The following is a 23,592-nucleotide window of genomic DNA, read 5'->3' as shown; positions in this document are numbered from 1 at the left end:
CCCGCTCAGCCTAGTGCGAACGGCTCAGGACGTGGGATCGGGAAGAACACGCAGGTGACCGCGTCGGCCGGTGCGCGCGGTGGGGGGCACGACGGCCCGTTGGGGCTCCTCGGCATCGTCGTCGCCCGAGTCGGAGCGGGAGCGCTCACCCAGGCCGGCCTCGCGTACGGCCTCGGCGAGGGCGGTCAGATCGTCCTCGTCGGGGGTGGCCGACGAGAACGCTCCCTCGTACCGGACGAGCTCCCATCCCTTGGGGGCCGTGATGCGTGAACCGTGCATCTCGCAGAGATCCCACGAGTGCGGTTCCGCGACGGTCGCCAGGGGGCCGACCACGGCGGTGGAGTCCGAGTACACGTAGGTCAGCGTCGCAACAGCAGGGTTCTTGCACCCAGGCCGGCAGCATCGACGCAGTGTTCTCACGACTGGGAGCGTAGCGCGCCGAGCGCTCCAGGACTATTCGGACACACCGAAACGGGCGGCGGATTTTCGTGTCGTAGTGTCCATGGCATGGTCCGCGCACGACGTTCCCGCCCTGTGTCGTCCCGTTCCGTGGCACGCCGCGGCAGAGGAATCCGCGGCCCCCTGTTCCCGCAGAGCCTGCCGGCCTGGAAGACCCGCGCCGAGAAGTTCGACCTGCTCGTACTCGGCGCGTTCGCGCCGATCGACGCGCGCTGGCACGATCGGCTCACCAAGCTCGACATCGCCGTGGACGAGGTCCCGAAGATCCGGGCGCGCGATCCCGATTCGGTGAACTGGCCCGACGAAGTGGTCGCCGACGGGCCGGTGCCACTGTCCCGCCTCGTACCCGCGGGGATCGATCGACGAGGCGCCGCCACCCGGGCGCGGATCGTGTTGTTCCGTCGCCCTCTCGAGGTGCGCGCGAAGGATCCGGACGATCTGACGGACCTGGTCCACGACGTCCTCGTGCACCAGGTGGCCACCTATCTCGGCGTCGAGCCGGAAGTCGTGGATCCGACGCTCGGCGAGGACGACGAGGACTGAACACCGTCCGGAAACATGACGAAGGTCGGGTTGCTCGTCCCCCACGGCCGCAACCCGACCTTCGTCGTCGGACTCGGTGTTTCACTCGGTCCCGTACTCCCCGTACCGGGCCGAACTCCTCGTCAGACTATTCCGCGCTTGAGGCGACGGCGTTCCCTCTCGGAAAGCCCGCCCCAGATACCGAACCGCTCGTCGTGAGCGAGGGCGTATTCGAGACATTCGTCCCGAACCTCACACCCCATGCAGATGCGCTTGGCCTCTCTGGTGGATCCACCCTTCTCGGGGAAGAATGCCTCCGGATCGGTCTGCGCACAGAGCGCACGCTCCTGCCACTGCTCCTCGCCATCCGCAGGGTCGCCGAATCCCGAAATCAAACTCAGGACGGGCACCCCGACGTCCGGGTAGTCACAGACAGCCTCGACTGCAGTATCGCTTCGAATGAGCTCGAAGCTGTCGCGCTCGCCGGCCATTGTCCCTCCTCACCTGCAGCGCCGAATCATGACCGGGGATCAACCCGCTGCCATCCCTCGAATACTCGTTCGAATGCGGGTTCACCGCAAGGGATCTCGAATTCGATTATCGAATGACATGTATGTGATTAGACACTTCGGGTGTGTCGCGGTCAAGCGGAGCGGCGTTGTTCACATATCATCGGCCGCTTTGCCGAAACGCGTTTCGGACGGCGCGCGACCGGGTAGATGACGCACCGCTTAGGCTTGGGCCGTGAATGTGACTGTATTGGTCGGAGGTGTCGGTGGGGCGCGTTTTCTCTCAGGTTTGCGCCGGCTTCTCGATATTTCCCCCGGCGTCGAGCCGAATCCGGACGCGGCACACCGCATCACCGCGATCGTCAACGTCGGCGACGACGTCTGGATGCACGGTCTGAGGATCTGTCCGGACCTCGACACCTGCATGTACACCCTGGGCGGTGGGATCGACACCGAACGCGGCTGGGGCAGGGCGGGCGAGACCTGGAACGCGAAGGAGGAACTCGCCGCCTACGGTGCGATCCCCGACTGGTTCGGTCTCGGCGACCGCGACATAGCCACACACCTCATCCGCACGCAGATGTTGCGGACCGGCTATCCGCTCTCGGCCGTCACCGAAGCACTGTGCACCCGATGGAAGCCCGGAGTGACCCTGCTTCCCGTCTCCGACGATCGCAGCGAGACACACGTCGTCATCACCGATCCCGAGGACGGTGACCAGCGCGCCGTGCACTTCGAGGAATGGTGGGTCCGCCACCGCGCCCAGGTTCCGACCCACAGCTTCGCGCACATCGGTGCGGAGGAGGCGAAGCCGGCTCCCGGAGTCGTTGAGGCGATCGAGAACGCCGATGCCGTCCTGCTGGCCCCGTCCAATCCCGTCGTGAGCGTCGGCGCCATCCTCGCGATTCCGGGTATCCGGGGCGCGCTGCGCACCACCTCCGCGAAGGTCGTCGGTCTCTCCCCCGTCATCGACGGCAAGGCCCTGCGCGGGATGGCCGATGCATGCCTGGACGTCATCGGGGTGGAGACCACCGCCGAGGCCGTCGGCCGGTACTACGGTGCCCGCTCCGGCACAGGCATTCTCGACGGGTGGCTCGTGCATTCGACCGACCGCGCCGAGGTTCCGGGCGTCGAGGTCCGGTCCGTTCCCCTGCTCATGACCGACACCGACGCGACGGCCGACATGGCCCGCGTCGCCCTCGAGCTCGCCGGAGTGACCCTGTGATGCCGGACGCCGTCGCCGACCCCGCAGTGCGCGATCACGCGCCGGGCGGCCCGATCGAGATCCTGCCCGTCCCCGGGCTTCCCGAGTTCCGCCCGGGCGACGATCTGGCCGCGGCCGTCGCACAGGCCGCACCGTGGCTGACCGACGGGGACGTCCTCGTCGTCACGAGCAAGGTGGTCTCGAAGGTCGAGGGACGGATCGTCGCCGCGCCCACCGATCCCGATGCCCGCGACGCACTGCGCCGGCGCCTCGTGAACGAGGAGGCCGTGCGCGTGCTGGCCCGCAAGGGCCGCACCCTCATCACCGAGAACAAGCTGGGCATCGTGCAGGCAGCCTCCGGGATCGACGGATCGAACGTCGACAGCGCCGAACTCGCGCTGCTGCCCGAGGATCCCGACGCGAGCGCATCTGCCCTCCGCGAGCGCATCGGAGCGCTGCTCGGCGTCCGGGTCGCCGTGGTGGTCACCGACACGATGGGTCGCGCCTGGCGCAACGGCCAGACCGACGCCGCGATCGGATCGTCCGGGCTCCCCGTCCTCCACGCCTACGCCGGGTCGCACGATTCGCAGGGCAACGAACTGCAGGTGACGTCCGTGGCGGTGGCCGACGAGATCGCCGCGGCAGGCGATCTGGTCAAGGGAAAGCTCGGCGGTGTACCCGTCGCCGTGGTGCGCGGACTCGACCTGCCGGACGACGGCTCCGCTGCCCGCGCCCTGATCCGCAGCGGCGAGGACGACCTGTTCTGGCTCGGTACCGAGGAGGCCCTCGAACGCGGCCGGCGCGAGGCACTTCTGCTGCGCCGCTCGGTACGGCAGTTCGCCGCCGAACCCGTCGATCCCGAGGATCTGCGCGAGGCGATCGCCGAGGCCCTGACCGCCCCCGCACCCCATCACACCCGCCCGGTGCGGTTCGTGTGGGTGCGGACCGAACAGGTCCGGCGGCGGCTCCTCGATCGCATGCGCGAGAAGTGGGCCGAGGATCTCCACGGCGACGGACTCGACCCCGTGGCCGTCGAACGCCGGCTCGCCCGCGGCGCGATCCTCTACGACGCACCCGAGGTGATCGTCCCGTTCTGGGTGCCCGACGGCGCACACCACTACCCCGACGCGCGTCGCACCGCAGCGGAGGCAACGATGTTCACCGTCGCTGCCGGCGCCGCGGTCCAGGGCCTGCTGGTATCCCTGTCCACTCGTGGGCTGGGCAGCTGCTGGATCGGTTCGACGATCTTCGCGCCCGAGGTGGTCCGCGAAGAGCTCGGGCTGCCCGCCGAATGGTCGCCGCTCGGGGCGGTTGCCGTCGGCTACCCGCTGACCGAACCGGAGCCGCGCGAACCCGCGGATCCGGGCGACGCCCTCGTGGAGCTGTAGTCGTGTCGGCGCGTTCCCTGCACGCCTCCGCGATCGACCGGCTCACCGCCTGGCGCACCGACTCCGAGGACGCAGAGTCACTGCGGCACACCATGCTGGCGTTCCTCGATTCCGCGCCCGACGGGTGCCTGCGCGAGCACGTGCCCGGGCACATCACGGCGTCGTCGATCGTCCTCGACGCCGATCACCGCAATGTGCTGCTCACCCTGCATCCGCGGGTGGGCCGGTGGATCCAGCTCGGCGGTCACTGCGAGGCGTCGGACGAGACGGTCGTCGACGCGGCACTGCGCGAGGCGACCGAGGAATCGGGCATCACCGATCTGGTGATCGATCCGGACCTGCTCTCGGCGCACACCCATCCGATCACGTGCTCGCTCGGAGTGCCCACCCGGCACCTCGACCTGCGATTCCTGGTGACGGCACCCGTAGGCGCCCGGCCGGTGCGCAGCGACGAGTCCACCGACCTGCAGTGGTGGCCGGTCGACGCGCTGCCGCAGAAGGCCGAGCACGAGACGATCGCGCACATGGTCCGGCTCGCGGCGGCCCGGCGGGCGTGAGACCCACGCTCGTCCCGGCGGAGCCGCCGGGACGAGCGGAGGTCAGAACCGGACCGGTCCGAGCTCGGGGTACTTCGGGGTGACGCCGTCGCCGGAGGAAACTCCGCGCAGTCGCCGTCCCATCCAGGGGACGAGGAACTCGCGCATCCACGCGCGGTCCGCGGCACGTTCCTGGGCCCGGGTGACGACGGGTGCCTCGTCGAACTCCACCGGCCCGAGATCGTGTTCGACACCGAGCAGGTCGAGCACGCGGATCGCCATGTTGTGGTGACCGGCCGCGGACATGTGCAGCCGGTCGAAATCCCACATGCGCAGATCCCGGTACTCGTCGAAACGCCAGAAGTCGACGATGGTCGCGCCGTGCCGGTCGGCGATCTCCCGGACGAGCTCGTTGTACACGGCCCAGCGGCCGCGCAGGATCCCGAAGACCGGCGCCCAGCTGCCGTCGTAGGCCGTCCACATCAGGACGCGGGCGCCGGTTGCGGCGAGTTTGCCGACCGCCTCCTCGTATTCCGCCGCGAGTGCGTCGAGGTCGAGCTTCGGACGCATGAGGTTGTTGCCGCCGGCGTAGATCGTCACGAGATCGGGACGCATCGCCACGGCGGTCTCGAGCTGCTCGTCGATGATCGGTCGCAGCAACCTGCCCCGGATTGCGAGGTTCGCGTACGCGAAGTTCTCCGATCGGCGCGCCAACTCGCCGGCGACGAGATCGGCCCAGCCGCGTAACCCGTTGGGACGGGACGGATCCGGATCGCCCACTCCCTCGGTGAACGAATCACCGAGGGCCACGTACCTTTCGAAACTCACTTCGACCTCTCGACTCACACGTCGGTACTGAACCGGATACCGCCGTCGGGGATCTTCACTCCAGGCCACACCCGGGCCCCGCGCAGCAGTTCGCACCGCGCACCGATGTCGGCGCCGTCACCGATCACACCGTCGCGGATCAGTGCGCGCGGACCGACCCGTACACCGAAACCGATGATGCTCCGTTCGACCACCGCACCCGCCTCGACCCGTGCACCGTCGAAGATCACCGCGCCGTCCAGGCGGGCACCCGCCCCGATCTCGGCGCCACGGCCGACGACCGTGCCGCCGATGAGCAGCGCGCCCGGGGCCACGGAGGCACCCGGATGCACGAGCGACTCGCCACGCTGCGGCGGGAGCGCCGGGGACGGGGCGATACCGCGGACCAGATCGGCCGAGCCGCGGACGAAGTCCTCCGGGGTGCCCATGTCGCGCCAGTAGGCCGCGTCCACATGCCCGTAGACCTTCTTGCCCTCCGTCAGCAGCGCCGGGAACACCTCCCGCTCCACCGAGACCGGACGGCCCTCGGGGATCTGCTCGATGATCTCGCGGCGGAAGACGTAGCAGCCGGCGTTGATCTGGTCGGTCGGCGGATCCTGGGTCTTCTCGAGGAAGGCGGTCACCCGGCCGTCGTCGTCGGTGGGGACGCAGCCGAAGGCACGCGGATCGCTCACCCGCACCAGGTGCAGGGTCACGTCGGCCTCGGTCCGCATGTGGGTGTCGAGCACCGCGCCGAGATCGGTGCCGCCGAGCACGTCGCCGTTGAAGACCATCACGTTGTCGGCGCGCAGCTTCGGCAGCACGTTGCGGATACCGCCGCCGGTGCCGAGCGGCTCGGTCTCGGTGACGTATTCGATCTCGAGGCCGAAGTCGGAGCCGTCGGCGAAGTGCTCCTCGAAGACCTCGGCCTTGAACGAGGTGCCGAGCACGACGTGCTTGATGCCTGCCTCACGGATCCGCGCGAGGAGGTGGGTGAGGAATGGCACGCCTGCGGTGGGCAGCATCGGCTTGGGTGCCGACAGCGTGAGCGGCCGTAGCCGCGTTCCCTGTCCACCGACCAGAATCACCGCATCGGTGTGCGGTGCAGACTCACTCGTCATCGTCTCCCCTGTTCACTGTCGTGCCGACCGGACTGTTCTGGTCGGTCCTCCCGTTCCGACGCTCCCGCACGGCCGCTGCGACCGCGACCCGCGATCGCACCGCGAGCCCGGCCCGCAACGCCCACCTCAGCGGCGCCTGCCACCGATGGGGGTGGCGGTCCGCCTGGAAGCGGTAGGCACTCTCGTGGTGTGCCGGGAGCATCAGTTCCGGGTGCCGTCCGGCCGCGTGGCCCTTGGCGTGGGTGACCACAGCGGACGGCACGTACACGTTGAGCCAACCCGCCCGGCCGAGCCGGTCGCCCAGGTCCACGTCCTCCATGTACATGAAGTATCGCGAATCGAAGCCGTCGATCGAATCGAACGCCGCGCGCCGCAGCAGCAGGCACGATCCGGACAGCCAGCCGACAGGGCGCTCGCTGATCTCCTCGTTCTCCTGGCGGTAGCGGCGCGTCCACGGATTGGCGGGCCAGACGGTGCCGAGCAGCGCGTGGCCGGCACCGGACGCCAGGGTGGGGACGGTGCGCGCCGAGGGGTAGACGCTGCCGTCCGGTTCGTGGATCAGAGGCCCGAGCGAGCCGGCGCGCGGCCAGCGACGCGCCGCGTCGAGCAGTTCGTCGATCGAACCGGGATGCCACCGGACGTCCGGGTTCACGACGATCACGAACTCCGCGGACGGGTCGATCTCGGCGACCGCGCGATTGATCGCCCCGCCGTATCCGATGTTCCCGCCGGTCCGGAGCAGTCGCACGTTCTCGTGTGCCGCCTCGGCGGCCTCGGGAGCACCGTCGGTCGAACCGTTGTCGGCCAGGATCACCTGCGTCGGCAGAACGGTCGCGGAGGTGAGCGAGGTGAGAAAGTTCTCGAGGTGCTCGCCGGGCGAGTAGGTCACCGTCACCACGGCCAGCGTCGAATCCACGCCGGTCACCTTAGCGACCTCGGCGGTGTGCGACATCTCACGGGCCGCTTCCTCACATGTCATCGCGCGGGCGGCGCGGTTCCGTCACCGGCGATCGCCTCGTGCAGCGCCTCCCGCCACGGACGGAGAGGAGTCAGGCCGGCACCGATCCAGGCACTGTCGTCGAGCACCGAATAGGCCGGCCGCGGCGCGGGCCGGACGAACTCGTCGCTGCTGCACGGTTGCACCCGCTGCGGGTCTGCGCCGATCTCCTCGAAGACCGCCCGGGCCAGGTCGAACCACGTCGCTTCCCCGGTGTTCGTGGCGTGCAGGATCCCACCGGGGATCCGGTCGCCGTATGCGGCGAGTTCGAGCAGTCCGTCGGCCAGGTCTCGCGCGTAGGTGGGGCAACCACGCTGGTCGTCGACGACTCGCACGGTCTCCCGCTCACCCTCGAGCCGCCGCATGGTGGCGACGAAATCGTTGCCGTCGCCCGTGTACACCCAGGCGGTGCGCACGACGTGCGCGGTGGGAAGCGACTCCAGCACCGCCCGCTCACCGGCGAGTTTGGTGCGGCCGTAGGCGGTGCGCGGGCCGGTCGACGCGTCCACCCGGTACGGCTCGGTCGCGTCGCCGGCGAAGACGTAGTCGGTGGAGACATGGATGAGATGTGCGCCCTTGTCGGCACACACCGCCGCCAACACGCCCGGGCCCGTGCCGTTGACCGCAGCGGCCCGGCCCTCGTCGGTCTCGGCGGCGTCGACGGCGGTGTACGCCGCGGCGTTGACGACCACGGACCCGGGTTCGACCGCCTCGGCCACGGCCTGCGGATCGGTGATGTCCACCTCGGACGACCCGACACCGCGGATCGGTATTCCCGCCGCCGTACCACGGTTCACGAGATGACGGCCGAGCTGGCCACGGGCTCCGGTGACGAGAACGCTACGCACCCGAAGAAGTCTGGCACGCCGGAGTGGTGCGCGCCGAGCGAGCGCACCCACCAGTAGCCTTCAATCGAGAGCCTCGACCATCGACCCGTAACACCCACAGGAGGAGCACCAGGTGCCGCCAGAGCCGCGTCGCCGCACCGGAAGGCGTCCCAGTTCGACAGGACGCCGCACCCGTGCGGGCGATCCGACAGCTGCCGACGGCAGGTACCGGCGCGAACCGCGCGCCGGGCAGTCCCGGCCCGAGTCCGCTGCCGGGCAGTCCCGGCGTACCGCCCGGCGCGAACCGCCCCCTCCTGTCGCGGCCGCGACACAAGAAGTCCGGGTGTACAGCGGCAGGCCGTGGCAACTCGCCGTAGCGATCGTGGCGTGCCTCGTTCTCGTCGTCACCGGTGTGGCGTGGCGCAGCATCGACTCGTTGCAGTCGTCGCTCGCGTCGGTCCGCGGACTGGCGCTCGGCGACGGAGAGGACGGCGCCGTCGACATCCTGCTGGTGGGCACGGACAGTCGCACCGACGCACACGGCAATCCCCTCTCCCAGCGCGAACTCGACGCGTTGCGCGCGGGTGAGGAAGTGGCGAACAACACCGACACCATCATCCTGATCCGCGTGCCGAACGACGGCCGGTCGGCGACCGCGATGTCGATCCCGCGCGACACCTACGTCGAGGTTCCCGAGATAGGGATGTCGAAGATCAATGCGGCGTACGGCGCCACGAAGGCGAACCGGCGCACCGAACTCGTCGAGGCGGACGCCGACACGAGCGAGGCCGAGCTCGAAGCCGAGTCGACGCAGGCCGGCCGAGAAGCCCTGATCGAGTCGGTCGCCGACCTCACCGGGGTGACGGTGGACCACTACGCGGAGGTCGGGCTTCTCGGGTTCGTGTTGCTCACCGACGCCGTCGGCGGTGTCGACGTGTGTCTGAACGCGCCTGTGGACGAACCACTTTCGGGAGCAGAGTTCGATGCCGGTGTGCAGACCCTGCAGGGTTCGGATGCTTTGAGCTTCGTCCGTCAACGTCACAACCTGCCCCGTGGCGATCTCGACCGGATCGTGCGGCAGCAGGTGTTCATGGCGTCGCTGGCGCAGAAGGTGCTCAGCGCCAAGACCCTGTCCAACCCGTCGAAGGTGAGTCAGCTGACCGCCGCGGTACAGCGGTCCGTGGTGCTCGACTCCGATTGGGACATCATGGCGCTCGCCACCCAGTTGCAGGGTCTGGCAGGGGGCGACGTGAAGTTCTCGACGATCCCGGTGGAGGACATCAACGCGATGACCGACTACGGCGAATCGGTGGTGCAGGTCGACCCGGACGAGGTGCGTGATTTCGTCGCCGAATTGATCGGCCGGGAGCCCGACGGCAGCGAGACCACCTCCACACCGATGCCCGCCCCCGACATCGACGCGTCGACCGTCACGGTGGACGTCGCGAATGCGGGGTCGGTGTCCGGTCTGGCCTCGGAGGTCTCCGCGGCTCTGTCGGCCGAGGGATACGTCGAGGGCGAGGTGGGCAACTACACCGGTTCCGGTGTAGGGACCTCGACAGTCTTCGGGGCCGACGAGGACTCCGACGAGACCCGCGCGGTGGCCGCGGCACTCGGCGGCCTCGACACCGAGTCCGATCCCTCGCTCCCCGCCGGCACGGTGCGGGTGGTGCTCGCCGGCGACTACACCGGTCCGGGCTCGTCGTCCTATACGGGGGCGTCCACCGCAGCCTCGGCTGCCGAGATCGGCGTGAGCCCGGCCGGTGGAACCGCCACTCCGGCTCCCGCCGCACCGCCCATCGATGCGGGTTCCGACGGCCCGCGCTGCGTGAACTGACAACTGCGCGAACCCGAGATCCGAGAAGAAGGTAACCGTGACCAACCTGACCGACGCCCTGCTCGACCCGATCCTCGCCGAAGACCCGGCGGGTCCGCGGATCACCTGGTACGACGACGCGACCGGTGCGCGTATCGAACTGTCGGCCCTGACCCTTGCGAACTGGGCCGCCAAGACGGCCAACATGATCCGCGACCAGTTCGGTGTCCTTCCCGGCGGTCGCGTCGCTGTGCTGCTGCCCGCGCACTGGCAGAGTGCCGCGGTGCTGCTCGGTGCGTGGTGGGCCGGCACCGAAGTCGTGCTCGAGGCCGATCCGGATGCCGATCTCGCTCTCGTCACTCCCGACCGGCTGGACGAGGTCGACGCGATCGCCGAGGTCGCGGCATTGTCGCTCGACGCCTTCGGCGCCCCCGTGCGCGACCTACCGCCCGGAATCACGGACTATGCGACGGACGTGCGGATGCACGGAGACCAGTTCCGGTCCTCCGGCGCAGGCGACGCGGCACTCGACGGCCGGTCCCTCTCTGATGTGCTTGCTGCGGCCACGGATTCGGCGTCGCGTGCGGGTATCGGCACCGGCGACCGCGTGTTGTCGTCCCGTTCCTGGTCGCAACCCGACGAGCTTGTCGACGGGCTGATCGCGGTGCTCGCGGCTCGGGCGTCGCTGGTCCAGGTGAGCAATCCCGACCCGGACTCCGTCGAACGCCGCGTCGCGAGCGAGAAGATCACGGTTCGTCTCGGCGAGTGATCCCGCGGTCCACGCGGTAACCACCCTCGGCGAGTCCCGCCTCGATCTCGAACCTGTTGCGCGAACCCGGGTTACGGAGTTCCTCCCACAGATAGCGCGCTGCGAAGCCGATGCCGTAGCGGGCCCACTGGTCGGCATGCACGGCTTCGTGGCGCAGTAAGGGGCGCGCGGGCGGCTTCCGGGTGAGGAAGACACCGCCGACGGTCGTGCCGCCGCGGGCGAATCCACCGCGCAGGCCAGCACAGACGAACAGGCCGAACTCGTCGTCGAAGGACACCGATCCGCCCCAGGCTCTGCCCCACACCAGTGCAAGTGCGGTGACGAATCGCGCGGAGGGAACACCCCGCGAGGCGCGCATCATTCGGGAACCTCGCGCGCCGAACCGGGATGTGCGGCCTCTACAGCTGCGGCGAGTCCCGGTTCGGCGCGCGAACGGCGTTACCCCATTCGTCGGCACTCAGCCGAGCAGTTTCTGCCGCAACGCCTCGTCCTTCTCGAGCACCATCTGCTCGAGACCCGCCTGGAACTGCTCCATCCGTTCGCGCAGGGCCGGATCGGAGGCGCCGAGGATGCGCGCCGCGAGCAGACCCGCGTTGCGGGCGCCGCCGATCGAGACGGTGGCGACGGGAACACCGGCCGGCATCTGCACGATCGACAGCAGTGAGTCCATGCCGTCGAGGTACTTCAGCGGTACCGGAACACCGATCACCGGCAGCGGGGTCGCCGAGGCGACCATGCCCGGCAGGTGGGCGGCTCCGCCGGCACCCGCGATGATGACCTTGATGCCGCGGCCGGCGGCGTCCTTCGCGTAGTCGAGCATCCGCTGAGGCGTGCGGTGCGCCGAGACGACCCCCACCTCGAAGCGGATCCCGAACTCGACCAGCGCCTCGGCCGCGGCCTGCATGGTCGGCCAGTCCGAGTCGCTACCCATGATCAGGCCGACCTGTGCGCCCTGCGCCACGTCACTCACCGCTTTCTCCCGTGTGTTCGTTCCAACCGTCGGTCCACACCCCGTGCGACAGCCAGTGCGCCGCGCGTTCCGCACGTTCGCGCACGGCGGCGACGTACTCGGGATCCTCGATCGATCCGGAGGGCGCGCCGAGCACGTTGACGTGGCCGATCTTGCGGTCCTTGCGCTCACCCTTGCCGTAGAGGTGCACGTGCACATCGGGCATCCGGGCGAAGAGGTGGTGCAGACGCTCGTCCATGCTCATCTCCGGCGCCTCGGGAGCGCCGAGCACGTTCGCCATCACCGTGACCGGGGCGATCGGGCTCGTGTCGCCGAGCGGATAGTCGAGCACGGCCCGCAGATGCTGTTCGAACTGGCCGGTGCGCGCACCGTCCATGCCCCAGTGGCCGGAGTTGTGCGGACGCATCGCGAGTTCGTTGACGACGAGCTCACCGGAGCGGGTCTCGAACAGCTCGACCGCCATGACACCGACGACGCCGAGTTCTCCCGCGATCCGCAGGGCGAGCTGCTCGGCGGCGGTCGCGACGTCCTCGGCCAGATCCGGGGCGGGTGCGATGACGACGGCACACTGGCCGTCGCGCTGGACGGTCTCGACGACCGGCCACGATGCACCCTGACCGAACGGGGACCGGGCGACCATCGCCGACAGTTCGCGCGTCCACTCGACCTTCTCCTCGGCGAGGAGCGGGACACCGGCGGCGAGCTGCTCGGCGACGACCCGGTCGAGTTCGGCGTGATCGTCGAGAATCCACACACCGCGGCCGTCGTAGCCGCCGCGCGCGGCCTTGAGCACGTACGGATCGCCGAGCGTGCCCAGGGCGGCGCGGGCGTCCTCCACCGAGGTGATCTCCGCGAACTTCGGCATCGGCGCGCCGAGCGCACCGAGCCGCTGACGCATCGCGATCTTGTCCTGGGCATAGATCAGGGCCTGCGGGGGCGGCAGCACGGCGACACCCTCGCGCTGCAGGACCTCGAGGTGCTCGGTGGGGACGCCCTCGTGGTCGAAGGTGAGCGCGTGCGCACCGGTCGCGGCGCGGCGGAGGGCGTCGAGGTCGTCGTGGCTGCCGAGCACCACGTTCGGGCTCACCTGCGCGGCGGGTTCGTCCGGGCTGCCCGCGAGCACGCGCAGCGTCTGACCGAGGGCGATGGCCGCCTGATGCGTCATCCGCGCGAGCTGGCCTCCGCCGATCATCGTGACGACGGGCATGCCGGTCGTCAGGGTGCGAGGGGTATCGGATCGGGGGGACGAATCAGGTCTGCCTGTCACGGCTGTCCATGGTGTCACAGCATGTCGTCACGCCGTCCCGGGGCACCACGGTCCGGCGGCGGAGACGTGTGGCAATGCCGACATGTGCGGTCGGGTTTCGGAAATTCACCTCTCCGTTTCGTACACTTCTCCAAGTGGCCGTCGTCGATGAAGCGTTGAGCAGAGTTCCCCAGCCTTTGCGGGGGCTGTTGCTCCGGCATCGCGAATTGATCAAATTCGCCATCGTCGGTGGCACGACCTTCGTGATCGACTCGGCGATCTTCTACACGCTCAAGCTCACAGTGCTTTCCGAGAAACCCGTGACGGCGAAGATCATCGCCGGCGTCGTCGCGGTGATCTGCTCGTACATCCTCAACCGCGAATGGTCGTTCCGTAATCGCGGTGGCCGCGAGCGCGCCCACGAGGCATTCCTGTTCTTCTTCGTCAGCGGTATCGGCGTCGTGCTCTCGTTCATCCCACTGTGGATCTCGAGTTACGTCTTCGACCTGAGAGTTCCCGAGGTGAGCCTCGCGACGGAGAACATCGCCGACTTCGTCAGCGCGTACGTCATCGGCAACCTGCTGCAGATGATCTTCCGGTTCTACTGCTTCCGGAAGTTCGTCTTTCCCGAGGAGATGGTTCCGGACACGCCCGCCGACGAGCACACCGGGCAGCTCGACCGGTCCTGATCGCCGGGTCAGCGCGGTTCGCGTGTCCCGCTCGCCGACTGCATGTCCCGATCGCGCTGCGCCCCGAGGAACAAGGCGAACAGTGCGGGCCGGCGTCGCTGCAGTTCGAGCCGGCCGCCGTCGGCCTCCGCGAGAGCACGCGCCAGCGCCAGTCCCACCCCGGTCGAACCACCCCCGGAGAATCCGCGATCGAAGACGTACGGGGCGACCTCGTCGCCGACGCCCTCTCCCTCGTCGGCGACCTCGACGCACACCGTGACGTCGCCGCGGGTGGCGACGTGCCGCACCGAGACCGTGCACGTGCCGCCTCCGTGCACTAGTGCGTTGTCGACGAGCACCGCGACCGCCTCGCGCAATCGCGAACCGGTCACCGCCGCCCGCAGCGACGGGTCGCCGCGCAGCACCAGTTCCCGTCCGGCCTCCTCGTAGGGTCCACGCCAGTCGGCGATGACGCCGGTGAGTTCGCCGACCACCGAGACGTCCGTGCGCTGGTCGGCGCTGCTGTCGCGGGACTGGCGGACGAGCCCGTCGATCGCGGTGGTCAACCGGTCCACCTGGGCCATGGCCGCGTCGGCCTCCTCCACCACGGCGGGATCCTCGTGGGTGGACAGCTCGTCCAGGCGCAGCCGGATCGCGGTCATCCGGGAACGGAGTTGGTGCGACACGTCGCCGACGAGCGCATGCTCGCGTTGCAGGCGGTGCGAGATCTCGACAGCGGCCGAGTCCAGCACGTCCGAGACGCGATCCAGCTCGGGGATGCCGTGCCGCCGGGCCACCGGCCGGAAATCCCCCTCGGCGAGTCGGGCCGCCCGGTTCGCCACGTCGCGCAGCGGGTCGGCGAGTCTCCGGGCGGTCGCCACCGCGACCAGCGCTCCGGCCGCGACGGACAGCAACACGAGCAGACTCACCGCGGCGAGCACCTGTTGCTGCAGAGTGCGCATGCTCTCCGAGGGAACCTCGATGAGCAGCGAGCCCGACGTGCCCATCGACAACGACTCGACGATCGACGCCCCGAGCACCGGCGTGCCGATGTCCAGGCGCGCCGCGACGTTCTCGGGTGTCGGATAGACCACGACGGCCCGTCCGTCGGTGGGGACGAGCAGGCGCAGCGAACTCGTGTCGAGCCCACCGACGACGAATCCGTCGGTTCCCTCCTGGGCGATGATCTCGTCGGCCATGCGTTCGAGCCGGGTCTGCAGGTCGCGCCGGGCGGTGTCCTCGACGAACAGGAAGGCCGTGTAGGCGAGGGGCACGCCGAGCAACAGCGCGACGAGCAGCACGGTCGCCAGGACGGCGTTGAGGATGCGGCTGCGCACGCCGGAGACGCTAGTCGGTGTTCAGCCGGAAACCGACACCGCGCACCGTGGCGATGCGGCGTTCCCCGGCCGGTCCCTCGTCGCCGATCTTCCGGCGCAACCACGACATGTGCATGTCGAGAGTCTTCGAACCGCGCAGGTCGGCGTCGCCCCACACCTCCTCGAGGATCGCGTCGCGGGAGACGACCTGCCCGGCGTGCTCGAGCAGCACGCGCAGGAGCTCGTACTCCTTGTTGGCGAGGGTCACCTCCGAGCCGTCCACGAGGACCCGGCGCGCGGCGCGCTCGAGCCGGATCCCGGCGACGTCCACGACGTCGTCGTTCTCCGAACCGCCGCGCCGGCGCAGCAGGGCACGCACACGCGCCATGAGTTCGGCGAGGCGGAAGGGTTTGCCGACGTAGTCGTCGGCACCGGCATCGAGACCGACGACGAAGTCCACTTCGTCGGTGCGGGCGGTGAGCATGAGGACGGCGAGATCGGAGCGGCTCGCCCGTATCTGGCGGCACACCTCGAGTCCGTCCATTCCGGGGAGACCGAGATCGAGGATGAGCAGTTCGAACCTGCCCGACAGTGCCTGTTCGAGCGCGGCCGGACCGTTGTCCTCGACGGTCACGTCGTACCCTTCACGTCCCAGCGCGCGGGACAGCGGTGCGGCGATGGCGTCGTCGTCTTCGGCGAGTAGAACGGCAGTCACCACGCCAGCCTACGGATCGGGGTTCGCTTTGTCGGGATTACGAGCGGGTCGTGTCGACGGTCGTTCCGCTCGTCGTCACCACGCCTTCCGGTGCTCGTGTTCGTCGCGCCGGTAGCGGGTGGTGTGGCGGTCGTCGGGATGCGAATTCTGCGCGTCGAAGGCCTGCCGGTAGAGCAGGGCATGCACCTCCTGCACGTCGGGGATGTCGTCGAACTCGATGGGATCGTCGGCCGCGGAAACGACGACCAGCGTGCCGGTCCGCAGCATGCGATCGACGAGACCGTGCCGGAACTGGACGTTGCTGATCCGGCCCATCGGGATGTCGATACCGGTGTGGGTGAGGACGCCGGTGCGGACGAGGACGCGCCGGTCGGTGACGATGAAATGCGTCGTCAGCCACCCGACGAAGCGGGGGACGCACCGCCAGCCGACGATGCCGATCCACGCGACGGCCACGGCGACGGCGCACGCGGTCGCGGCCGCGCCGTCGAGGCGTGCCTGGATCGTGCCCAGCAGGAATCCGGCAATCATCGTGGCCGCGAGGAAGGTCACCGTCGGCAGCACGAGCGCCTTCCAGTGCGGATGCCGATGCAGCAGCAGCTCTTCCTCGGGTGCGAGGGCGTCCTCCGGATATCCCATAGCGCCCACGATGGCATATGTCGGTGTCGTGCCGATGTGAGCGGTCACACGGTGATCAGACCGGACGCAGATGCGTGATGTCGCCCGCAGCGACCGACACGGCGTCTCCCCCGCCGTCGGGGCGGATCACGATGCGCCCCTGGTCGTCGACGTCGGTCGCGACACCGTGCAGTTCGGTGTCGCCGGGCAGGATCGCGCGGACGCGTTGCCCGATCGTGCTGCACCGGTCGCGGTACGCCGCGGCCAGCTCGGTGGTGTCCCATCCCGCGCGGGCCCACGCCCGGATCCGCTCGCCGACATCGGCCAGCAGCGCCCGCGCGAGCGGAGTGCGATCCAGTTCGGCGGCGTCTTCGAGCAACAGCGAGGTGGCGGTGGGCACGGGCAGCTCGTCGCGTCCGAGGGTGGCGTTGATGCCGATCCCGGCGACCACCGTGGGCACCGGCGAGGTGGTGGCGACCTCCACGAGGATGCCGGCGAGCTTGCGGCCGTCGACGAGAACGTCGTTGGGCCACTTCAGTTGTGCCTCGACGCCGGTGACCGACCGCACGGCGTCGACCGTGGCGACGCCGCACAGCAGCGGGAGCCATCCGAGATTCTGCAGCGGGCACTCGGGCAGGCGCAGCAGGACCGAGACGATGACCTGCGCGCCGGGCACTCCGTTCCAGGTGCGCGAGTGGCGGCCGCGGCCTCCGTGCTGGAACTCGGCGAGGAGCACGCGGCGGTCGTCGCCGGTAGCGGCGACGGCGAGCAGATCCGCGTTGGTCGAGGCCGTGTCTGCGACGACGTCGAGGCGGGTGTAGAAGCCCTCGCCCTCGGCGCCGACGAGGACATCGCGCAGCGCTGCCTCGTCGAGCGGTGTGCGGAGGGTGGGAAGATCGGTCGTGGGCCGGTCGGATGCCATGTACACAGCCTAAAGTGGGCCTTCTCTCCCTACCCGCCGGTAGGTCCGGATGCGTCGTCCGGCCTTCGGGACCTCGATGCAGCGGCCTTGTATGACGATCGCTAAGCTGACTGGCCATGACCACTGTCCAGGAGCCGTCCGCGCCCGAGGCGGCGAGTACGCCCGATATCCACACCACCGCCGGCAAGCTGGCCGACCTGCGCAACCGTCAAGCCCAGGCCCGGGTCCCGGTCGGTGAGGCCGCAGTCGAGAAGGTTCACGCCAAGGGCAAGCTGACCGCTCGCGAGCGCATCCAGGCGCTGCTCGACGAAGGATCGTTCGTCGAACTCGACGCCCTCGCGCGCCACCGCAGCACCAACTTCGGCCTGGCCGATAACCGTCCGCTCGGCGACGGCGTCGTCACCGGCTACGGCACGATCGACGGCCGCGACGTGTGCGTCTTCTCGCAGGACGCCACGGTCTTCGGCGGCAGCCTCGGTGAGGTCTACGGCGAGAAGATCGTCAAGGTCATGGACCTGGCCATCAAGACGGGCCGTCCGCTGATCGGCATCAACGAGGGCGCCGGTGCGCGCATCCAGGAGGGTGTCGTCTCCCTCGGCCTCTACGGTGAGATCTTCCACCGCAACGTGCAGGCCTCCGGTGTCATTCCGCAGATCTCGCTGATCATGGGCCCCGCCGCCGGTGGTCACGTCTACTCCCCCGCTCTCACCGACTTCGTCGTGATGGTCGACCAGACCAGCCAGATGTTCGTCACCGGCCCCGACGTCATCAAGACCGTCACCGGCGAGGACGTCACGATGGAGGACCTCGGCGGCGCCCACACCCACATGGTCAAGTCGGGTGTCGCGCACTACGTCGCCGACGGCGAGCAGGACGCCCTGGACTACGTCAAGGATCTGCTGTCCTACCTGCCGAGCAACAATCAGGCCGCCGCGCCGCGTCTCGCGCCGACCGACCCGATCGTCGGTTCGATCGAGGACTCCCTCACCGCGGAGGACATCGAGCTCGACACGCTCATCCCGGATTCGCCGAACCAGCCGTACGACATGCACGAGGTCATCCGTCGTCTGCTCGACGACGACGAGTTCCTCGAGGTGCAGGCCGAGCGCGCGAAGAACATCATCGTCGGCTTCGGCCGCGTCGACGGCCGCAGCGTCGGCATCGTCGCCAACCAGCCCACGCAGTTCGCCGGCTGCCTCGACATCGACGCCTCCGAGAAGGCCGCTCGCTTCGTCCGCACCTGCGACGCCTTCAACGTGCCGATCATCACGCTCGTCGACGTGCCCGGCTTCCTGCCCGGCACCGAGCAGGAGTACAACGGCATCATCCGCCGCGGCGCCAAGCTGCTCTACGCCTACGGCGAGGCCACGGTCGGCAAGATCACCGTCATCACCCGCAAGGCTTATGGTGGCGCGTACGACGTCATGGGTTCCAAGCACATGGGTGCCGACGTCAACCTCGCGTGGCCGAGCGCGCAGATCGCCGTCATGGGTGCCTCCGGCGCCGTCGGCTTCGTCTACCGCAAGCGCCTGCTCGAGGCCGCGAAGAACGGTGAGGACGTCGACGCGCTGCGCCTCGAACTGCAGAACGAGTACGAGGACACCTTGGTGAACCCGTACGTCGCCGCCGAGCGCGGTTACGTCGACGCGGTCATCCCGCCGTCGCACACGCGCGGCCAGATCGTCTCCGCGCTGCGCCTGCTCGAGCGGAAGATGGTTTCGCTCCCGCCGAAGAAGCATGGAAACATTCCGCTGTGACGCTCCGCGGCAGGACCGGGCGCAGCCCGGTCCTGCACGGCGTAGCACGTCGCCGACGACGTGCGATGAACCCGAGAGAGGGATCGACATGACAGCGACCCGGTGGGCATCCGATGCCCGTGTGGACGCGTATCCGGGGGGTGCCCTGTGACAGCGACGACAGAGGACAAGATCATCACCGAGTTCGACGTCGACGAGCAGCCGCCCACGGTCGAGGCAACGCCCGACGACGGAGCGACCGAAGCTGCCCAGGAGAGTCCCGCGGTCGCCGAGACCGCGGCCGCCCTCCGCATCGTCAAGGGCAATCCGACCGACGAGGAGATCGCGGCTCTCGTCGCCGTGCTCGCCGCTGCCGCTGCGTCGGCCGGCGAGGACGTGAGCGACACCCGGCCGCCCGAGACCTGGGGTGATCCGACGCGGATGCACCGCCGGTGGGCGCCGTTCTCGCCGTATTCCTACCCGAACCGCGGCTGACATGCCGCGGCTCGTGCTCGCCTCGGCTTCACCCGCCCGCCTCGCGGTTCTCCACGCGGCGGGCGTGAAGCCGTTGGTGCAGGTGTCGGAGGTCGACGAGGACGCGCTCATCGCGTCCCTGGGCCCCGACACCCCACCGGCGCAGATCGTCACCGAACTCGCCCGCGCCAAGGCCACCGACGTCCTGCCGGTCCTGCGCGAGCAGGGTCTGCGCGACGCCGTCGTCATCGGCTGCGACTCGATGCTCCTGATCGACGGCGACCTGCAGGGCAAGCCCGGCACCGTCGAGGCTGCCCGCGAGCGCTGGCGGACGATCGCCGGTCGCAGCGGCGAGCTGCTCACGGGTCATGCCGTGCTCCGCATCCGGGACGACGAGGTCGTCGCCGAGACCGCCGACCACAGCGGCACCGTCGTGTACTTCGGCACCCCCACCGACGAGGAACTCGAGGCGTATCTCGACAGCGGTGAGCCGCTCGACGTGGCCGGCGCCTTCACGCTCGACGGTCACGGTGGCTGGTTCATCGAGCGCATCGAGGGCGATCCGTCGTCGGTGATCGGCATCGGGCTCCCGCTGGTGCGGCGTCTGCTCGCCGAGGTGGGCATCTCCGTGGCGCGGTTGTGGACCGAGAACGCCGCGATCCCCGTCGAGGCGCTCGAGAACTAGGCCGTATCCGGCCCTATCGGGTCGCGCGGCCGTACAGGGACTTCTGCAACGAGACCACCATCGCCTCGGCCTTGGTCTTCGCACGGTCCGCGTCCACCCCGTGAAACATCTCGTCCACGGTCTCGCACCACAACTGCAACCACCGCTCGAATCGCGCGGGAGTCAGTCCGTGGTGTCCGTGCAGCGCCCCGTGCACCGGAACGAACGCGCCGCGGTAGCGGGCCGTTCGGAAGAGGATCTGCTCCCAGAAGTCGCCGACGACCACCAGATGGTCGTCGAGTCCGACGACGGCGAGAACGTCGAAGACCGGCGCGAGCACGGGATCGTCGAGTGCGCGTTCGTAGAACCGCCGGACCAGCAGGTCGATGTGCTCCCGCGATGCGAGCTCGGCGCGGGCCGGCCGGTCGGCGTGGGGGTTGCTGCGGGTCACGTCCCGTCACGGTACCGCCTAGAATCGACGGCGCACCTGCCACCACAGCCTCAGGAGCCCATGTGCCCGTCGCACCCGATAGCAACCCTTCGTTCGCCGCATACGCGGATCCCAGCCGTCTCGTGTCGACGGAGTGGTTGTCCGCTCATCTCGGCCATCCCGAAGTGAAGGTCGTAGAGTCCGACGAGGACGTCCTGCTCTACGACGTGGGGCACATCCCCGGTGCGGTGAAGATCGACTGGCATCTCGATCTCAACGATCCCGTCACCCGCGACTACATCGACGGCGAGCAGTTCGCCGCGCTCATGGACCGCAAGGGCATCCGTCGCACCGACACCGTGATCATCTACGGCGACAAGTCCAACTGGTGGGCCGCCTACGCGCTGTGGGTCTTCACCCTCTTCGGTCACGAGGACGTCCGGCTTCTCGACGGTGGCCGCGACGCGTGGATCTCCGAGAACCGCGACACCACCCTCGACATCCCGTCCGCCACGACGAGCGGCTACCCGGTCGTCGAGCGCAACGACGCGCTGATCCGCGCGTTCAAGGACGACGTCCTCGCACACCTGGGCACGGGTCCGCTGGTCGACGTGCGGTCGCCCCAGGAGTACACGGGCGAGCGCACCCACATGCCCGACTACCCGGAGGAGGGGGCACTGCGCGGCGGCCACATCCCCACGGCGGTGTCGATCCCGTGGGCGAAGGCCGCAGCGCCCGACGGCCGGTTCCGTGCGCGGGCCGAGCTCGACGAGATCTACGGCGACATCGCGAAGGACGCCGACGTGATCGCCTACTGCCGGATCGGCGAGCGGTCGAGCCACACCTGGTTCGTCCTCACCCATCTGCTCGGGTACTCGAACGTGCGCAACTACGACGGTTCGTGGACCGAGTGGGGCAACGCGGTCCGCGTGCCCATCGCCAAGGGCGACGAGCCCGGAGAAGTGCCGGCCGCATGAGCATCCCCGCCCCGCTCGCCGAGATCGTCGACGACTTCGCTGCCGTCGACGGTCAGGACAAGCTGCAGTTGCTGCTCGAATTCAGCCGCGAGCTCCCGCCGCTTCCCTCCGAACTGGAGGAAGCGGCGATGGAGCCGGTGCCGGAGTGCCAGTCGCCGCTGTTCCTGTCCGTCGACGCATCCGACCGGTCGCAGGTGAAGCTCCATTTCAGTGCACCCCCGGAGGCGCCGACCACGCGCGGATTCGCCTCGATCCTGCACCAGGGACTCGACGGCCTCAGCGCGCAGGAGATCCTCGACGTGCCCGACGACTTCTACGCGTCGCTCGGCCTCGCCGAGGCGGTCAGCCCGCTGCGGCTGCGCGGGATGAGCGCGATGCTCACGCGCATCAAGCGGCACCTCCGAACCTGACGCGGTCATGGAGTTCACCGAGCTCGCCGACTACCGGATCCCGCCCGGCGTTCTGACCGAATGGCTGCCCTGCGCGGCCGAGGACGACTGGCGCGAGGACCCCCGTCCCGCCTCGTACATCCACGAGGCGCATCTGAGGCGTACCTCGGGGATCCGGTACGGCGGCGGCCGCGACTCCTGGCTCGGCACGGCCTTCGAGGTCGCCGGGCCGCTCGACACCGAGCGGTTCCGGCGGGCCCTGCAACGCTGGATCGACCGGCACGAACCGTTGCGCAGCCATGCCCACCTCGCCGAGGAGCAGAGCGGCGGCCTGGTGCGGCGCACCGCACCGCCGGGCAGGGTGTCGGTGCGGCCCATCCGGCACGATCCCGCCGATCCGGATACGATCCGCGACCACCTGCTCGGCCTGTTCGACGACTACACGACGCCGCATCTGTGGCCCTCCTACGTCTTCGCGACGCTCGAACGCACAGCGGACGAGCACCCGGACGGCACGGACGACGCCGGCGGTACCGATGGCGCGCACGAGCGATTCACGGTCTTCTTCGGCGCCGACCACTCCATCATCGACGGGTACTCCGTTGTGCTCGTCGCGCACGAGATCTCGGCGCTCTACGAGGAGGAGCGCACCGGTCGCGCGGCCGACCTGTTCCCGGTGGGGAGCTATATCGACTTCGGCGCCGCCGAACGGGACGAGTCCGCACATCTGGACGACGATCACGAGGCCGTGCAGATCTGGCGGCGCACCCTGACCGAATGCGGAGGCGAGCCACCGGCCTTCCCCCTTCCCATCGGTGCGCGACCCCCGCACGCGACACCTCAGCAGCGACTGTCCGAACGCTGGTTCGACGACGACGAGGCGAGTGCCTTCTCCGCGTGCTGCCGTCGTGCGGGGACGGGTTTCTTCGCCGGCGTGCTGGCGTGTTTCGGCCGGGCCACCGCGGAGATCACCGGAGCCGAGCGGTTCCGGACCGTCGCGCCCGCGCACACCCGTGCCGGGCCGATCTGGGCGGGTTCGCTCGGCTGGTTCGTCGGTCTTCGACCGATCGATCTGAACCTTACGAGCACAACGGATTTCGACACCCTGGCGATGCGGGCCGGCGACGAATTGCACCGCACCCGGGCGAGTGCGCGGGTGCCGTTCGTGCGGGTGGGCGAACTCCTCGGCGTCCCCATCCGTCCTCGGTTCGTCGTGTCCTACATGGACGTACGGTTCGTTCCCATGGCAGCCCAGTGGCCCGAATGGAACGCCCAGGCCCTGCGCAGCCGCAGCTTCACCCACGACGTGTACGTCTGGATCAACCGCACCCCCGAGGGCGTGAACATGTCGGCGCGATTCCCCGACAACACGGTCGCGGGCGAGAACGTCCCCCGCCTCATCACCCGCACCCGCGAGCTGATGCACGAGGTCGCGGTCGGCGGGCCGTGGAGCGCGCAGCCCGAAACGGCCACGGTCCCACCTACCGGTGAGTAGCATTGCGCGCTCGAATG

27 protein-coding genes are annotated in these 23,592 nt (G+C 69.3%); 13 read left to right on the top strand and 14 right to left on the bottom strand.

Translation table 11 applies throughout. The features are described 5' to 3' along the window. Positions 1-24: 24 nt before the first annotated feature. A complete protein-coding gene (locus tag GON09_RS01240) occupies positions 25-420 on the bottom strand; it encodes a DUF3499 domain-containing protein (RefSeq protein WP_213930252.1) in 396 nt (131 codons plus the stop codon). Between the two features lie 87 nt (positions 421-507). Here GON09_RS01240 and GON09_RS01235 point away from each other — a divergent pair, with 87 nt between their 5' ends. Further along, complete coding sequence (locus GON09_RS01235) at positions 508-1,002, top strand: metallopeptidase family protein (RefSeq protein ID WP_059382262.1); 495 nt, start codon at positions 508-510, stop codon at positions 1,000-1,002. A 122-nt stretch (positions 1,003-1,124) separates the two neighbouring features. On the opposite strand, the gene GON09_RS01230 is transcribed toward GON09_RS01235, so the two are convergent. Continuing rightward, positions 1,125-1,391: a WhiB family transcriptional regulator gene (locus GON09_RS01230; RefSeq protein WP_167414258.1), complete on the bottom strand. Its 267-nt coding sequence runs from the start codon at positions 1,389-1,391 to the stop codon at positions 1,125-1,127. A 334-nt stretch (positions 1,392-1,725) separates the two neighbouring features. Here GON09_RS01230 and cofD point away from each other — a divergent pair, with 334 nt between their 5' ends. Genes cofD through GON09_RS01215 form a run of 3 tightly spaced genes read left to right on the top strand, consistent with a single transcriptional unit; the run spans position 1,726 to position 4,639 of the window. Further along, positions 1,726-2,715, top strand: coding sequence for a 2-phospho-L-lactate transferase (gene cofD / locus GON09_RS01225; protein WP_213930251.1), 990 nt, complete (start codon positions 1,726-1,728; stop codon positions 2,713-2,715). Next, a complete protein-coding gene (locus GON09_RS01220; protein WP_213930250.1) occupies positions 2,715-4,082 on the top strand; it encodes a coenzyme F420-0:L-glutamate ligase in 1,368 nt (455 codons plus the stop codon). The genes cofD and GON09_RS01220 overlap by 1 nt, the downstream gene beginning before the upstream one ends. Positions 4,083-4,084: 2 nt before the next feature. Next, entirely contained in the window at positions 4,085-4,639 is a 555-nt protein-coding gene (locus tag GON09_RS01215) for an NUDIX hydrolase (RefSeq protein WP_213930249.1), read from the top strand. Positions 4,640-4,681: 42 nt separating this feature from the next. Here the strand turns inward: GON09_RS01215 and GON09_RS01210 are convergent, their stop codons facing one another. The 4 genes from GON09_RS01210 to rfbD are packed head-to-tail and all read right to left on the bottom strand — an operon-like array spanning position 4,682 to position 8,391. Further along, positions 4,682-5,446, bottom strand: coding sequence for an SGNH/GDSL hydrolase family protein (locus tag GON09_RS01210; RefSeq protein WP_213930248.1), 765 nt, complete (start codon positions 5,444-5,446; stop codon positions 4,682-4,684). 14 nt (positions 5,447-5,460) lie between these two features. Continuing rightward, complete coding sequence (locus GON09_RS01205; RefSeq protein ID WP_213930247.1) at positions 5,461-6,546, bottom strand: sugar phosphate nucleotidyltransferase; 1,086 nt, start codon at positions 6,544-6,546, stop codon at positions 5,461-5,463. Continuing rightward, positions 6,536-7,462 (bottom strand): glycosyltransferase family 2 protein, encoded by a 927-nt coding sequence (locus GON09_RS01200; RefSeq protein ID WP_213930246.1) that lies wholly within the window; start codon positions 7,460-7,462, stop codon positions 6,536-6,538. Before GON09_RS01200 ends, GON09_RS01205 begins: the two co-directional genes overlap by 11 nt. 59 nt (positions 7,463-7,521) lie before the next feature. Next, positions 7,522-8,391: a dTDP-4-dehydrorhamnose reductase gene (gene rfbD, locus GON09_RS01195; protein WP_213930245.1), complete on the bottom strand. Its 870-nt coding sequence runs from the start codon at positions 8,389-8,391 to the stop codon at positions 7,522-7,524. Between the two features lie 322 nt (positions 8,392-8,713). Between rfbD and GON09_RS01190 the strand changes: the two genes are divergently transcribed. Then, the gene (locus tag GON09_RS01190; RefSeq protein ID WP_213934208.1) at positions 8,714-10,207 is read left to right on the top strand and encodes an LCP family protein; all 1,494 of its coding nucleotides are present in this window, start codon (positions 8,714-8,716) and stop codon (positions 10,205-10,207) included. Between the two features lie 37 nt (positions 10,208-10,244). Then, positions 10,245-10,955 carry a TIGR03089 family protein gene (locus GON09_RS01185; protein ID WP_213930244.1) on the top strand — a complete coding sequence of 237 codons (711 nt, stop codon included), beginning with the start codon at positions 10,245-10,247 and terminating at the stop codon, positions 10,953-10,955. Here GON09_RS01185 and GON09_RS01180 read toward each other — a convergent pair. The 3 genes from GON09_RS01180 to GON09_RS01170 form a co-directional block, all read right to left on the bottom strand. Next, positions 10,933-11,313: a hypothetical protein gene (locus tag GON09_RS01180; RefSeq protein ID WP_213934207.1), complete on the bottom strand. Its 381-nt coding sequence runs from the start codon at positions 11,311-11,313 to the stop codon at positions 10,933-10,935. The two genes, GON09_RS01185 and GON09_RS01180, sit on opposite strands and share 23 nt — an antisense overlap. Positions 11,314-11,412: 99 nt before the next feature. Continuing rightward, on the bottom strand, positions 11,413-11,925 hold the full coding sequence (gene purE, locus GON09_RS01175; RefSeq protein ID WP_213930243.1) for a 5-(carboxyamino)imidazole ribonucleotide mutase: 513 nt from the start codon (positions 11,923-11,925) through the stop codon (positions 11,413-11,415). Beyond that, the gene (locus GON09_RS01170; RefSeq protein WP_213930242.1) at positions 11,918-13,192 is read right to left on the bottom strand and encodes a 5-(carboxyamino)imidazole ribonucleotide synthase; all 1,275 of its coding nucleotides are present in this window, start codon (positions 13,190-13,192) and stop codon (positions 11,918-11,920) included. Before GON09_RS01170 ends, purE begins: the two co-directional genes overlap by 8 nt. 134 nt (positions 13,193-13,326) lie before the next feature. Here GON09_RS01170 and GON09_RS01165 point away from each other — a divergent pair, with 134 nt between their 5' ends. Further along, entirely contained in the window at positions 13,327-13,860 is a 534-nt protein-coding gene (locus tag GON09_RS01165; protein ID WP_307854270.1) for a GtrA family protein, read from the top strand. Positions 13,861-13,868: 8 nt separating this feature from the next. Here the strand turns inward: GON09_RS01165 and GON09_RS01160 are convergent, their stop codons facing one another. The 4 genes from GON09_RS01160 to GON09_RS01145 all read right to left on the bottom strand — a co-directional run bounded on the left by GON09_RS01160 (position 13,869) and on the right by GON09_RS01145 (position 17,410). Beyond that, on the bottom strand, positions 13,869-15,176 hold the full coding sequence (locus GON09_RS01160; protein WP_213930241.1) for a sensor histidine kinase: 1,308 nt from the start codon (positions 15,174-15,176) through the stop codon (positions 13,869-13,871). Positions 15,177-15,186: 10 nt separating this feature from the next. Further along, positions 15,187-15,870 carry a response regulator transcription factor gene (locus tag GON09_RS01155; protein WP_213930240.1) on the bottom strand — a complete coding sequence of 228 codons (684 nt, stop codon included), beginning with the start codon at positions 15,868-15,870 and terminating at the stop codon, positions 15,187-15,189. 75 nt (positions 15,871-15,945) lie between these two features. Beyond that, the gene (locus tag GON09_RS01150) at positions 15,946-16,509 is read right to left on the bottom strand and encodes a PH domain-containing protein (RefSeq protein WP_213934205.1); all 564 of its coding nucleotides are present in this window, start codon (positions 16,507-16,509) and stop codon (positions 15,946-15,948) included. A 55-nt stretch (positions 16,510-16,564) separates the two neighbouring features. Continuing rightward, the gene (locus GON09_RS01145; protein WP_213930239.1) at positions 16,565-17,410 is read right to left on the bottom strand and encodes a biotin--[acetyl-CoA-carboxylase] ligase; all 846 of its coding nucleotides are present in this window, start codon (positions 17,408-17,410) and stop codon (positions 16,565-16,567) included. A gap of 116 nt (positions 17,411-17,526) precedes the next feature. Between GON09_RS01145 and GON09_RS01140 the strand changes: the two genes are divergently transcribed. The 3 genes from GON09_RS01140 (at position 17,527) to GON09_RS01130 (ending at position 20,305) form a co-directional block, all read left to right on the top strand. Further along, positions 17,527-19,167 (top strand): acyl-CoA carboxylase subunit beta, encoded by a 1,641-nt coding sequence (locus GON09_RS01140; protein WP_213930238.1) that lies wholly within the window; start codon positions 17,527-17,529, stop codon positions 19,165-19,167. 147 nt (positions 19,168-19,314) lie between these two features. Next, positions 19,315-19,641, top strand: coding sequence for an acyl-CoA carboxylase subunit epsilon (locus tag GON09_RS01135; RefSeq protein ID WP_213930237.1), 327 nt, complete (start codon positions 19,315-19,317; stop codon positions 19,639-19,641). A 1-nt stretch (position 19,642) separates the two neighbouring features. Beyond that, complete coding sequence (locus GON09_RS01130) at positions 19,643-20,305, top strand: Maf family protein (RefSeq protein WP_213930236.1); 663 nt, start codon at positions 19,643-19,645, stop codon at positions 20,303-20,305. Between the two features lie 13 nt (positions 20,306-20,318). On the opposite strand, the gene GON09_RS01125 is transcribed toward GON09_RS01130, so the two are convergent. Further along, entirely contained in the window at positions 20,319-20,735 is a 417-nt protein-coding gene (locus GON09_RS01125) for a group III truncated hemoglobin (protein WP_213930235.1), read from the bottom strand. A gap of 62 nt (positions 20,736-20,797) precedes the next feature. Here GON09_RS01125 and GON09_RS01120 point away from each other — a divergent pair, with 62 nt between their 5' ends. Genes GON09_RS01120 through GON09_RS01110 form a run of 3 tightly spaced genes read left to right on the top strand, consistent with a single transcriptional unit; the run spans position 20,798 to position 23,575 of the window. Then, positions 20,798-21,691 (top strand): sulfurtransferase, encoded by an 894-nt coding sequence (locus tag GON09_RS01120; protein WP_213930234.1) that lies wholly within the window; start codon positions 20,798-20,800, stop codon positions 21,689-21,691. Beyond that, the gene (locus GON09_RS01115) at positions 21,688-22,101 is read left to right on the top strand and encodes a SufE family protein (protein WP_213930233.1); all 414 of its coding nucleotides are present in this window, start codon (positions 21,688-21,690) and stop codon (positions 22,099-22,101) included. The genes GON09_RS01120 and GON09_RS01115 overlap by 4 nt, the downstream gene beginning before the upstream one ends. 7 nt (positions 22,102-22,108) lie before the next feature. After that, positions 22,109-23,575 carry a condensation domain-containing protein gene (locus GON09_RS01110; protein WP_213930232.1) on the top strand — a complete coding sequence of 489 codons (1,467 nt, stop codon included), beginning with the start codon at positions 22,109-22,111 and terminating at the stop codon, positions 23,573-23,575. Positions 23,576-23,592 lie beyond the last annotated feature (17 nt).

Source organism: Rhodococcus sp. B50 (assembly GCF_013602415.1).
Taxonomy (GTDB): Bacteria; Actinomycetota; Actinomycetes; order Mycobacteriales; family Mycobacteriaceae; genus Rhodococcus.
This window is presented reverse-complemented; position numbering and strand designations above follow the sequence as displayed.

What these genes read in the sequence shown, in the direction of transcription:
- GON09_RS01235 (WP_059382262.1), top strand. Translation starts at nt 508, where the DNA reads ATGGTCCGCGCACGACGTTCCCGCCCTGTGTCGTCCCGTTCCGTGGCA.
- GON09_RS01220 (WP_213930250.1), top strand. Translation starts at nt 2,715, where the DNA reads ATGCCGGACGCCGTCGCCGACCCCGCAGTGCGCGATCACGCGCCGGGC.
- GON09_RS01205 (WP_213930247.1), bottom strand. Translation starts at nt 6,546, where the DNA reads ATGACGAGTGAGTCTGCACCGCACACCGATGCGGTGATTCTGGTCGGT.
- GON09_RS01180 (WP_213934207.1), bottom strand. Translation starts at nt 11,313, where the DNA reads ATGCGCGCCTCGCGGGGTGTTCCCTCCGCGCGATTCGTCACCGCACTT.
- GON09_RS01150 (WP_213934205.1), bottom strand. Translation starts at nt 16,509, where the DNA reads ATGGGATATCCGGAGGACGCCCTCGCACCCGAGGAAGAGCTGCTGCTG.
- GON09_RS01145 (WP_213930239.1), bottom strand. Translation starts at nt 17,410, where the DNA reads ATGGCATCCGACCGGCCCACGACCGATCTTCCCACCCTCCGCACACCG.
- GON09_RS01140 (WP_213930238.1), top strand. Translation starts at nt 17,527, where the DNA reads ATGACCACTGTCCAGGAGCCGTCCGCGCCCGAGGCGGCGAGTACGCCC.
- GON09_RS01130 (WP_213930236.1), top strand. Translation starts at nt 19,643, where the DNA reads ATGCCGCGGCTCGTGCTCGCCTCGGCTTCACCCGCCCGCCTCGCGGTT.
- GON09_RS01115 (WP_213930233.1), top strand. Translation starts at nt 21,688, where the DNA reads ATGAGCATCCCCGCCCCGCTCGCCGAGATCGTCGACGACTTCGCTGCC.
- GON09_RS01110 (WP_213930232.1), top strand. Translation starts at nt 22,109, where the DNA reads ATGGAGTTCACCGAGCTCGCCGACTACCGGATCCCGCCCGGCGTTCTG.